This window comes from Stenotrophomonas sp. Steno-C15 (assembly GCF_056393265.1).
Window position 1 is genome coordinate 24,991 of record NZ_JBWJPF010000031.1, and the last position, 11,236, is coordinate 36,226.

At 67.4% G+C, this 11,236-nt stretch carries 9 protein-coding genes; all 9 read right to left on the reverse strand.

All coding sequences use genetic code 11. The features are described from left to right. Positions 1-38 precede the first annotated feature (38 nt). The gene (locus tag AC06FB_RS17290) at positions 39-746 is read right to left on the reverse strand and encodes a pilus assembly protein (RefSeq protein ID WP_478053935.1); all 708 of its coding nucleotides are present in this window, start codon (positions 744-746) and stop codon (positions 39-41) included. A 22-nt stretch (positions 747-768) separates the two neighbouring features. Beyond that, complete coding sequence (locus AC06FB_RS17295; RefSeq protein ID WP_478053936.1) at positions 769-1,896, reverse strand: CfaE/CblD family pilus tip adhesin; 1,128 nt, start codon at positions 1,894-1,896, stop codon at positions 769-771. Next, positions 1,893-4,652, reverse strand: a complete 2,760-nt coding sequence (locus tag AC06FB_RS17300; RefSeq protein WP_478053937.1) for a TcfC E-set like domain-containing protein — start codon at positions 4,650-4,652, stop codon at positions 1,893-1,895. Before AC06FB_RS17300 ends, AC06FB_RS17295 begins: the two co-directional genes overlap by 4 nt. Before the next feature lie 52 nt (positions 4,653-4,704). Continuing rightward, positions 4,705-5,223: a CS1 type fimbrial major subunit gene (locus AC06FB_RS17305; RefSeq protein ID WP_065181680.1), complete on the reverse strand. Its 519-nt coding sequence runs from the start codon at positions 5,221-5,223 to the stop codon at positions 4,705-4,707. Positions 5,224-5,512: 289 nt separating this feature from the next. Further along, the gene (locus AC06FB_RS17310) at positions 5,513-6,790 is read right to left on the reverse strand and encodes a citrate synthase (protein WP_053520043.1); all 1,278 of its coding nucleotides are present in this window, start codon (positions 6,788-6,790) and stop codon (positions 5,513-5,515) included. Positions 6,791-7,086: 296 nt separating this feature from the next. Continuing rightward, complete coding sequence (locus tag AC06FB_RS17315; protein ID WP_005410871.1) at positions 7,087-7,329, reverse strand: type B 50S ribosomal protein L31; 243 nt, start codon at positions 7,327-7,329, stop codon at positions 7,087-7,089. 88 nt (positions 7,330-7,417) lie between these two features. Next, positions 7,418-8,356, reverse strand: coding sequence for a nucleoside hydrolase (locus tag AC06FB_RS17320; protein ID WP_065175735.1), 939 nt, complete (start codon positions 8,354-8,356; stop codon positions 7,418-7,420). Between the two features lie 324 nt (positions 8,357-8,680). Next, positions 8,681-10,792 carry an ATP-dependent DNA helicase RecG gene (gene recG / locus AC06FB_RS17325; protein WP_478053938.1) on the reverse strand — a complete coding sequence of 704 codons (2,112 nt, stop codon included), beginning with the start codon at positions 10,790-10,792 and terminating at the stop codon, positions 8,681-8,683. A 7-nt stretch (positions 10,793-10,799) separates the two neighbouring features. After that, on the reverse strand, positions 10,800-11,186 hold the full coding sequence (locus tag AC06FB_RS17330; RefSeq protein WP_478053939.1) for a RidA family protein: 387 nt from the start codon (positions 11,184-11,186) through the stop codon (positions 10,800-10,802). Positions 11,187-11,236: the final 50 nt, after the last annotated feature.

The following is an 11,236-nucleotide window of genomic DNA, read 5'->3' on the forward strand; positions in this document are numbered from 1 at the left end:
AACGGGAACCTGGGGGGCGCAAGGCCAGTGATGGGCGGTCAGGGCTGCAGCGTCTGCCGGTGCTCGCGGAAGCCGGCATGGCTGAGCCGGTAGTCGATCTCCACGCGCCCACCGGCGCGGGGCACGAACGGCAGCGTCATCGCCGCGCCGGGGTAAAGGCTGCGTTTGATCTCGTGCGTGGTGCAGCGGCCGTCCGCGGCGCAGTCCTGCACCTGGTTGACGCCGAGCCGCAGCGTGCCGCGGTTCAACAGGCGATCACCGTCCAGGGCCATCTCGACGCGCCCCTCGGCGGGCAGCACATTGACCAGCACGCCCCAGACCAGGCTGACGCCCAGCGTGGCGCTGGCGCCCTGCACCGGCACCTCCGGCGTGCTGTCATCAGGACCGCGTACGCCTTCGAAGTAGATGCGGAACGCGGTTTCCTGCTCGACCGGCTGCAGCGGAATGATCCGTATCAGGCGCGTGCCGCCTCCTGCCAGACCGAAGCGTCCTGGCGTGACCGCCATGACCGCTGCGGTGCCGACGGCCTCATCGACTTCTTCCTCGTGGTCACTGGCCGGGTGCAGGATGCGTTTCACCGTGGCCTGCACGTACTGCGGCTGCGGCGACTGCGAGTGCACGCGCACGGTCGTGGTCTTGCCGGCTTCGGCGTGCACGCGCATGGGGTGGACGTTGAGATTGGCCAGCACCGGTGCCGCTGGCAGAAGGGCCAGCAGCAGCGTGCCGGCCAGGGGAATCTTGCTCATGGGATCGGGTTCCAGGGGAAGGTCAGAGGCGGTCGGTCGGCAGGCGCATTTCGAGCTTGAGGCGGCCGTCGTAGTAGCCCTCGCGTTTCTCGGACGCCGGCACACGGGGGGTTTCCAGGGTCAGCGGCGTGGGCACGCAGTACACCCACTGGTTCATGTCGGGCAGCATCACCAGCCGCAGCTCGGCGGTATCGATGCCGCGCAGCAGCACTTCCTCGTTGTTGCGCAGGGCGATCTTCTGGCCGCTGTGGTCCAGGGTGAGCTGGTAGTCGAGGCGGTCCTGCGCCTCGCGCCCACCGTCGCGGTGCCAGACCGAGTACTGCGATGCCGGACGGCCGGGCGCCGCGGGGCCCATGTCACGCGCGGTGATGGCCAGATACTCGCTCTGCGAGCCCATGCCGTCGTACAGGCACATGTCCAGCACGGCGGTGCCACCGATCGTGCCGGGCGAGGGAACCAGCCGGTAGTCCAGCTGCAGGCCCACCAGCGGCTCGGCCATGCCGAACTCGGGCAGGTAGATCATCGTGCGGTCGCGATCGGTGATGGTCAGATCGAACCGGAACACGTGGGTGGCGATGATCGGGCCGTCAGGATCGATGCGCAGGTTGAGGCGGAGTTCTGCAGTCCAGTGGCCGGCGACCAGACCGCCGATGTCCTCCTGCTGCACGAGCAGCGCGACTGCGGTACCACCCGGTGGCACAAAGCACTCAGCGAAGAAGGATGTCCAAATCGGATACCTGCGCGGATCCCAGAAATCGACACTGCAGTAACGTTGCCACTCGACCCGCTCCAGCCAGCCAGTAACATTGACGTCGATGCGTTGACCACTTCGCTGTTCACGGAACTCCAGGGGAAACGAACTCGTTGACGGGGGGCCTCCCGTATCCAGAGTCGGGCAGCGCGCGTGAGTTAGCTCACCGTCACACGTCAAATGGATCTTCCCGTACCCCAGTTCCACCTCCCCATACCCGAGCACGGTCCTGGGCGCCCACAGCTCCAGCGCTTCGGGCGCGGAGCGGTCGAAGGTGCGGACGATGTCGGTGGTGATCACGCCGGTTGCCGGCGTCGTTGCCGGTGGGCGCTGTGCCAGCGCCTGTGCACTGCCAAGCAGGCAGGCCGCGGCCAGCAGCAGCCTCCATGCGGTCCTCATCGCGCACCTCCACTCATCACGTTGCGTTCGTTGCGCCCCGCCACCGGGGCCAGTTCGTTCAACAGGCGCTGTACCCGCGCCTGGTGGCGGATCGGTGCCGGCAACTGCTCCAGCGCCAGCGGTTCGCACTGCACCTGGCCGACCAGCAGCACCACGCTGCGGCGCTCACGCACGGTGAGCGGGCACTGCAGCAGGTCGCCTGCACGCAGCAGGTAGAGCACCGGCTCGCGCTGCGGGAACTCGGCGATGAAGCCGCCGTCGCGGCCCAGCGAGGGCACCGGCGCATTGAGGATGCGGGCGCCTTCCAGCGGGGTACCGGCGATGTCGCGTGCGTTGCCGATGAAGGTGTAGGTCACGTCCAGCGTGACCGGAAGCGCGATCACCTTTCCCGGCAGCAGGAAGGCGTGCTGCGCCGCGCCCAGGCGGGCGACACGCACTGCGGCGTCGCTGTCGTGCGCACTGGCGTCCTGCACGTCCACGCGGTGGCGCTGGTAGCCGCCCAGCGGCAGCAGCCGGCGCTCGCCGAAGCCGAGGATGCGGCGCCGGTTGCTGCCGGCGCGGATGTCGGCAGCCGCGCCACTCAGCTCCAGATCGCGCGCATCGTCCACGCTGACCACTACCCCGGCATCGGCGCCATGGGCGCCGCCCCAGTGCAGCCCGCGTGCGGACAGCGACAGCCCCGACGTGTGGTTGCCGCTGTAGGCCAGTTCACCCCCACCGTGGTGCTGGTAGTACGACACCGATGCACCGCTCTGCCCGAAGCGGTTGTCGATACGGGCGCTGGCCAGCGCGCTGTAGCGGTCGTCGTTGTACGCGCTCAGCTCGGCGCCCAGATCGCGCGCGTCGCCGTCGCGCTCCTGCCGCAGCGAATGCGACAGGCCCAGGCGGGCATCCGGGCGGCTGTGCTGAGGCTGGCGCATGTCCAGCGCCACGCGCTGCTGCACGCTGCCGTCGTCGATCCGCTGCAGCCGCGAGACTGCAATGTTCAGGTAGAGGCCGCGATCACGGGCAGGCCCGCGCCCGCTGCCGGTGTCGGTGTCCTGCTGCCACACGCCCAGCCGGCTGCCGATGCTCAGTCCACGCCACTGCCGGGTACGGCTGTAACTGGCCTGCAGGCTGCGCGAGGTCTGCGCAGGACGCAGCGCCGGCACATGAGGCGGCAACAGGCCCGGCGGCAGGCCCGTCCAGGCATCGTCGTCTTCGCCGGGCAGGCTCCACTCCGGGGTCAAGCTGCGTCGGCGCGTGTATCCCAGGTACAGGCTGCCGCCGAACAGGGGCGCCGATACCGAGGCACTGAGCGCATCGACACAACCGAAACGGTCATGCAGCACCGGCGTGCTGCTCTGGCACGCACCGCCACGCAGGCGTTGCCGATAGACATTCCAGGAGGCGTAGTGGCGATAGCTCAGCTGCTGCTGCAGGCCGTGGCTGCCGTCGCCTCCGTTCAGCACGCCGACCATCGCCTGCAGGTCATGCCGCCCGAACTGCTGGCGTCCCTCCAGGCGCAGTTCGCCGTAACCGGTATCGGCGACGCGGGCGATACCCGCTGTCATGCCGTAGTTGCGCGCAAGGGGGATGCGCAACCCCGCCTGTACCGCCGTGTCGGACGCATCGCCGATGTCACTTGCACGTGTCGCATGCGCACGACGGCGCCCGCCCTGCACGAACCACTGCAGGCTGCGCTCGGACCAGTCGCCGCCCCGGCTGAAGGGCGCCTCCTCGCTGCGCACGAAGCGGCCATCCTCATAGATGCGCAGGGTGACGGTGTAGCTGCCGAGCGGAAACCGGCGCGTATCGAGATCGTTGACACCGGCCTGCAGGTAGAAGGTCTGCAGCAGGCGATCACCGTCGAAGGCATCCACGCGTGCATCACGGCCGAGCAGCACGGTCAACGGGGTGGAGGTGACGTTCGCGTCGGTATCGACGTAGGCCTGCGTGGTACCCACGCGCAGCCCCTCGAAGCGATCCAGCGGCAGCATGCCGAACCCGAAGGTGCCGCCCTGCTGGCTGGACAGATTGCGCCGGTCCATGCGGCCCAGCTGCACGTAGTGGCGCTGGGCAAGATCGTGGCGATAGTAGAGATCGTCCAGCTGGAAGCGGTCATGCGCGCGATAACCCTGCCGCGCCTGGCGGCTGTAGTTCCAGCTGCTGGCGACATGGCCATCGCGCAGCACGCCGAGCACCGTGCTGCCCTGCACGCTCAACGCCTGATAGCCATCGCCCCCGCTGAAATTCACGGTCTGCTGCTGCAGCAGCGCGTTCTGTGCCTGCTCGGACACCTGGTGGAACGGCGAGCGCTGCGCGCTCTGCTGTGGCAGCCACCGGCGTGCCGGAAACAACATCAATACGCCGTCGCTTTCATCGAAGATGGCGTGCACCTGCGCGGGATCGTCCGGACTGTCGATCCAGCCGCAGCCGGGATCCGGTTGGCCGTAGGGACAGGCCAGATGACTGTTGCGCGGCAGCGGTGCAGCCAGTGCCGCCTGCAGCGCGTCGCGCGCATCGGCGCTGAGACCCAGGGCTTCCAGTACCTGCGCGGGCTGGTCCAGCTGCACCGTATCCAGCGTGACCCAGGCGGACCACAGGCCGGCCGACTGCCCGAACAGGCGTACCTCGACACGCTCGGTCTGGCCGCTGGCGAGGTCTTCGAAACCGGCCGGTACCGGCCGTGCGTGGACAGCCGGCAGGGCCGGAATGGCCAACGTCAGGGCGAGCGCGACCGCCAGCCGGCTGTGGGCAGGTGCAGGTATCAACATGGGGAGACAACCGATGGCCGGCCGGCCCGCGCACGGGCCGGCGCGGTGGGGATTACGGCGCGGCGGTGTTCTGCGACACGACCAGCGCAACGGTGCCGCTGTACAGGCCCGCGAAGTTGATCTCGCCGGACACGGTCTGCTGCACGCGCAGCGGCATGGCGATCGACGCACCCGGAATCGCGCTGTCGAACAGGTCGTCTGCAGCGAAGTCGATCGGGGTGGTCTCCAGGGCGCGGCCGTTGAGGCTGACCGTCAGCGGCACGTTGATGGCACCCGGTGCGGCCAGGTCGGGACGCAGCACGGCGTCGGCCGCCAGGCGCACGCTGACGTCCTTCTCGGTGTCGTTGGTGAAGATGCGCACATCTTCGCTCCACGACGACAGGCCGGCACCGCCGGCGCGGTAGACCAGCTGCACCGCGTCCGGCAGCGCGGTGCCGTCGGCCTTGAGCAGGGACAGGGTCGGATCGACGTTCGCCCACACGGTGATGTTGGTTTCCACGGCGGCCTGCGCGGTCAGCGAAGCGCCGGCGAGCGCCACGGCCAGGGCGGCCTTCTTGAACATGTGCGACATGGTTTCTCTCTCTGATGGATTGGGTTGCCTCCTGGATGGAAGCACTGCCGGCACGGACCTGCCCTGCCAGCAGCGCGGTCAAGGTATTGATCGGCTCCTGCGGTGTACATGCAACGTTTCTTGATTGCCGATTACGCGTACTTCTGCGACATCACACACGCATCGCGCGTGCCGTGACCAGCAGAATGCGACGCTTTCGGCATTGCTCCGACCAGGGCACGACCACGGCATGGGCAAAAAAAAACGCCCCCTTGCGGGGGCGTTCTTCCACGTTGCGATTGCGGGGCGATCAGCCCTGGTAGTCGCGCACGTCGCTGCCGGTGTAGACCTGGCGCGGACGGCCGATCTTCATTTCCGGATCGACCTGCTGTTCCAGCCAATGCGACACCCAGCCGGAGGTACGGCCCAGGGCGAACATGACGGTGAACATCTCGGTCGGAATCTGCAGCGCCTTGTAGATGATGCCGCTGTAGAAATCGACGTTCGGGTACAGCTTGCGGGCGACGAAGTAGTCGTCCTGCAGCGCGGCCTGCTCCAGCTTCACGGCCACGTCCAGCAGCGGGTCCTGCACGCCCAGCTGCTTGAGCACCTTGCTGGTCATCTCGCCGATGACCTTGGCGCGCGGATCGAAGTTCTTGTAGACGCGGTGGCCGAAGCCCATCAGGCGGAAGCCGGAGGTCTTGTCCTTGGCCTTGAGCACGGCCGATTCCACGTTGTCGGCCGAACCGATTTCTTCCAGCATCTTCAGCACGGCTTCGTTGGCACCGCCATGGGCCGGACCCCACAGCGCGGTGACGCCTGCGGCAACCGACGCATACGGATTGGCACCGGTCGAGCCGACCAGGCGCACCGTCGAGGTGGACGCGTTCTGCTCGTGGTCGGCGTGCAGGATGAACAGCAGGTCCAGCGCCTTGACCACGTCCGGATTCAGTTCGTACTGGCCGTCGGCCGACTCGAAGGTCTGCTTCAGGAAGCGGCTGACGTAATCCAGCGAGGTGTCGGGCGTGTTGGCCGGCAGGCCCTTGCCGTGACGGTAGATCAGCGCGGAGAGGGTCGGCACCTTGGCGATCAGGCGCACAGCGGCCTGACGGCGCTGTTCGGCGTCGGACAGGTCCAGCGCGTCGTGGTAGACGGCCGACAGCTGCGCGATCGCGGCAGCCAGGATGGCCATCGGATGGGCATCCTTGGCGAAGCTGCCGATCAGGGTGTTGATCGAATCGGGGACGTTGGCCTCGGCAGCCAGCTCATCGGTGAAGGCCTTCAGCTGCTCGGCGCTCGGACGCTCGCCGTTGATCAGCAGGTAGGCCACTTCGACGTAGCTCGACTTTTCCGACAGCTGTTCGATCGGGTAGCCGCGGTACAGCAGCACGCCCTTGTCGCCGTCGATGTAGGTGATGGCGGACTTGCAGCTGGCCGTCGCGGTGAAGCCGGAATCGTAGGTGAAGTACCCCGTTTCCTTGGTCAGCTTCGCGATGTCGACGCAGTCGTTGCCAAGGGTGGGTTTGATGACGGGCAGAACGACCGACGTGTCGCCGGCGTTGAGCGTGACCTGATCAAGATCGGACACTGTGTGCGCTCCTTCATGGGAAGGCGCCTGCCCAAGCGCATTGGTCAGGCACGTGAATGACGTCCACGACCTGTGTCGTGGATCACGCCATTATCGCACAGCAGCATTTGCCCGGTGCTAGACGGAAGTCGTAGACGGCAGGCGGCCGGAACCCGGCCAGCGAGTGGCCCGGATCGGCAAAAGCGTTGTCACGCGAACGCAGTGTTCTGTCCATCCAAACGCCTGTTGGGCAGGCGCCGGGGAAAAACAAACGGCCGCGCAGAGCGCGGCCGTCGGTTCGGAGCGGGATCGACAGATCAGCGCGCGTAGCGCTTCTGGAACTTGTCGATGCGGCCCGAGGTGTCGATGACCTTGTGCTTGCCCGTGTAGAACGGATGCGAAGCCGAGGAAATTTCAACCTTGACCAGCGGGTATTCGTTGCCGTCTTCCCACTGGATGGTTTCCTTCGTCGCCATGGTGGAGCGGGTCAGGATCTTGAAATCGGAGGTGACGTCATGGAAGACGACGTCGCGGTAGTTCGGATGGATATCGGCCTTCATGGGCTCACACCGTAAATGGGCTGGTGGTCAAGAGCGGCATTATAAGCACCGGCCGCCCCTTGGGGCAACCGGTTGCGTGGATCCGCGCTCAGTCTGCGCCAAGTGCCTGCCGCACAAGGCTTTCGAAGCGGGCCTGATCGTAGGCCATCAGCAGGTCGCAGTTGTCCGGCTGGCCGGTCTGGCGGTTCCAGTCGACGAGGGTCGCGCCGCGACTGAACGTGCCGTTCAGTTCCACGTTCAGCGGCCGCGATTCCACCCGCAGCTGCCCTTCCGGGTTCAGCGCCCAGGCCATGGCCAGGGCATCGGCGGTGTACCAGCGTCCGCCCTTGCTGTCTTCGGACAGGCCACGGGTCTTGCGCGAGATCAGCTCATAGAAGCGGGCGCGCTCCGAATCGGCCTGCAGCCACGTCTCGGCCTGCTGCAGCGGCAGGCCGTGGGCGACGGTGGCTTCCCAGTCCGACACCAGCAGGTGCTTGAATGCGGTGAACACCACGTGCGCCGCTTCCGGATCGAAGGCGATGTTGAACTCCGCCGCCGGCGTGATGTTGCCGTGGCAGGTGACCGCGCCGCCCATCACCACGATGCGCTTGATGCGCTGAGGCAGGGTCGGGTCCAGCTTCAGCGCCAGCGCCAGGTTGGTCAGCGGGCCGAGCATCACCAGCATCAGTTCGCCGGCATGCTTGTGCGACAGGCGCAGGATCGCCAGCGCGGCATGCTCGGCTTCGGCCTGTCGGCCCGGCGGTGGCAGATCGACATCGCCGTAGCCATCACGGCCGTGCACATGCGCGGCATCGACGGAGGGATGCAGCAGCGGATCGGGGCTGCCGGCAAACACCGGCACGTCGGGACGGCCGACGATGTCGCAGAGCTTGAGGGCGTTACGGACGGTGTACTGCAGGCCGACATTGCCGGCGGCGATGGTCAGGGCGACCACGTCATGCCGTTCATCGGCAAAGGCCATCAGCAGGGCCAGGGCGTCGTCCACACCGGGATCGGTGTCGATCAACAGGGGGATCTTGTGGGTCATCGTTGCCGTCTTCAGATCGGCAACGAAGTGTGGACCGGGATGATGACCGTTGCAAGTATGGGGGTTCTGGCAGGGCTGTGCCCTGCACCCGCCGAATCAACGGCAAACGCCAGAGCAACGGCGAAAGCTGGTTTTCTGTGGGATGGCGGGGTGGGTCCGCCTCCGACAGTTTCCCGCGGTCTGTCGGAACGGCGTTCTGCTCTGCCAGGTGTCGACCGTGGTCGACACATCCACGCAATGCGTGGATGAACATGGAAATGATCGAAGGCGCTGTCTGTGGAGTCGAGCCATGCTCGACTCCCGCGCGCAGCGCACAGAGGTCGCTTAGGCCGAGGCGTAGCGTACGGCCGCGCCGATCCAGCGCTTGACCACGCGGTCGGCCAGTGCGGGCTGCTGCGCCAGCAGGCGCTCGGCCAGGTCATGCACGCCGGGCAGCAGGCCGGCGTCGCGTGCCAGATCGGCGATGCGGAAGCCGGCCAGGCCTGTCTGCCGCGTGCCAAGCAGTTCGCCCGGCCCGCGCAGTTCCAGGTCCTTCTCGGCGATGACGAAGCCATCGTTGGTGTCGCGCATGGTCTGCAGACGCTCGCGCGCCATCTGCGAAAGCGGCGCCTGGTACAGCAACACGCAGCGCGACACCGCCGAACCGCGGCCGACGCGACCGCGCAGCTGGTGCAGCTGGGCCAGGCCCAAGCGCTCGGCGTTCTCGATCACCATCAGCGAGGCATTGGGCACGTCCACACCCACTTCGATCACCGTGGTCGCCACCAGCAGGTCGATGTCACCGGCCTTGAACGCGACCATCGTCGCCTGCTTCTCGGCGGCTTTCATCCGCCCGTGCACCAACCCCACGCGCACGCCCGGCAGCAGCGCCTGCAGCGATTCGAAGGTGGCCTGTGCGGGCGTGGCATCCAGCTCTTCGCTTTCCTCGATCAGCGTACACACCCAGTACACCTGCCGCCCTTCCGCGCAGGCCAAGGCGATACGTTCGATCAGCTCCGGACGGCGGTCGTTGTTCAGGGCCACGGTCTGCACCGGCGTACGGCCCGGTGGCAGTTCGTCGATGGCCGATACGTCCAGGTCCGCGTACTCGGACATCGCCAGCGTGCGCGGAATCGGCGTGGCGGTCATCACCAGCTGGTGTGGCACGCTGTTGCCACCGGCGCCCTTGTCGCGCAGCGCCAGGCGCTGGTGCACGCCGAAGCGGTGCTGTTCGTCGACGATGGCCAGGGCGAGGTCCTGGAACACCACCGCCTCCTGCATCAGCGCGTGGGTACCGACCACCACCTGCGCTTCGCCATTGGCGACCTGTTCCATCACCTTCGCGCGCGCCTTGCCGGTGACCTTGCCGGCCAGCCAGGCGATACGTACGCCCAGCGGTTCCAGCCAGCCGCGCAGGTTGTTGAGATGCTGTTCGGCCAGCAGTTCGGTGGGCGCGGCCAGCGCGACCTGCTTGCCCTGCTCTACCGCCAGCATGGCGGCCAGCGCGGCCACCACGGTCTTGCCGGAACCCACGTCGCCCTGCACCAGCCGCAGCATGGGACGGGGTCGCGCGAGGTCTTCGCGGATCTGCTTGAACACGCGCGCCTGCGCACCGGTGAGGGCGAACGGCAGCTGCTTCAGCAGGGCCTTGGCCAGCGCACCGGGGCCGGCCAGCGGCGGCGCATGATGCGCCTGCAGCGCGATGCGCTGGCGACGCAGGCTGAGGTGGTGCGCCAGCAGTTCTTCCATCGCCAGCCGGCGCTGCGCCGGATGGGTGCCGGCGGCCAGCGCGGCCAGGTCGGCATCCGGTGGCGGCCGGTGCACCGTCAGCAGCGCACTGCGCAGCGACGGCAGGCCGAGGCCATCGAGCCAGCCGACGGGCAGCAGTTCCAGCGCGGCTTCTTCAGGCAGGCGATCCAGCGCCTGGCCGATCAGCCTGCGCATCGTCATCGGGCCCACACCTTCCACCGTGGGATACACCGGATCGAGGCGGTCGCCAAGTTCAGGATCATCGTTGCGCCCCAGCACCTGGTAGCTGGGATGAACGATTTCCAGGCCAAGGTGGCCCGGCTTGGGCGTACCGAAACAGCGCAGGCGGTTGCCGACCGCGAACTGGCCGACCTGCTGCTGGCGGAAATGGAAGAAGCGCAGCACCAGGGTGCCCTGCCCCTCGTCCTCGACCGCCACCTTCAGCATCGGCCGGTAGCGCATGCCGCGCTCGACCGCGACGACGCGCACTTCCACCTGTGCCGGCACGCCGGATCGCAGGTCTTCGATGCGGGTCAGCCGGGTCCGGTCCTCATAGCGCAGCGGCAGGTGAAGCCAGAGATCCTGCAGGGTGGCCAGGCCACGCGCCTGCAGCTTGGCGGCCACGGCCGGACCCACGCCGGCGAGCATCGCCAGGGATGCTTCGCCGGACGGTGACAGGACCGGAGTGACCGCCGCCTTGCGTGCCACGGGGGCGTCAGTCGATGACCATCACCGCGTCGACCTCGAAGTTGGCGCCCTTCGGCAGGCCGGAGACTTCGATGGTGGAACGGGCCGGGAACGGAGCCTGGAAGTAGTCCTGCATGACCGCGTTGACCTTGGCGAACTCGTCCAGGTCGGTCAGGTACAGGCCAAGGCGCACGACCTGGTCCAGCGAACCGCCGGCAGCTTCGGCCACGGCCTTGAGGTTGTCGAACGCGCGGCGGGCCTGGGCTTCGACATCACCGGCACCGACGATGTCGCCGGTCGCCGGATCAAGCGGGATCTGGCCGGAGAAGTACACGGTGTTGCCGGCGCGCACGGCCTGTGAGTAAGGGCCGATGGCGGCAGGCGCCTTTTCGGTGTTGATGATCTGGCGGGACATGGTCGCTCCGGTGCATTTGGAAAACAGAGCGGCGATTGTAGCAACCCGGT

Excerpts from the sequence above, each read along its gene's own strand:
- AC06FB_RS17290 (WP_478053935.1), bottom strand. The coding sequence starts at position 746 with ATGAGCAAGATTCCCCTGGCCGGCACGCTGCTGCTGGCCCTTCTGCCA.
- AC06FB_RS17315 (WP_005410871.1), bottom strand. The coding sequence starts at position 7,329 with ATGAAGGCCGATATCCATCCGAACTACCGCGACGTCGTCTTCCATGAC.
- AC06FB_RS17295 (WP_478053936.1), bottom strand. The coding sequence starts at position 1,896 with ATGAGGACCGCATGGAGGCTGCTGCTGGCCGCGGCCTGCCTGCTTGGC.
- AC06FB_RS17300 (WP_478053937.1), bottom strand. The coding sequence starts at position 4,652 with ATGTTGATACCTGCACCTGCCCACAGCCGGCTGGCGGTCGCGCTCGCC.
- AC06FB_RS17305 (WP_065181680.1), bottom strand. The coding sequence starts at position 5,223 with ATGTCGCACATGTTCAAGAAGGCCGCCCTGGCCGTGGCGCTCGCCGGC.
- AC06FB_RS17330 (WP_478053939.1), bottom strand. The coding sequence starts at position 11,186 with ATGTCCCGCCAGATCATCAACACCGAAAAGGCGCCTGCCGCCATCGGC.
- AC06FB_RS17320 (WP_065175735.1), bottom strand. The coding sequence starts at position 8,356 with ATGACCCACAAGATCCCCCTGTTGATCGACACCGATCCCGGTGTGGAC.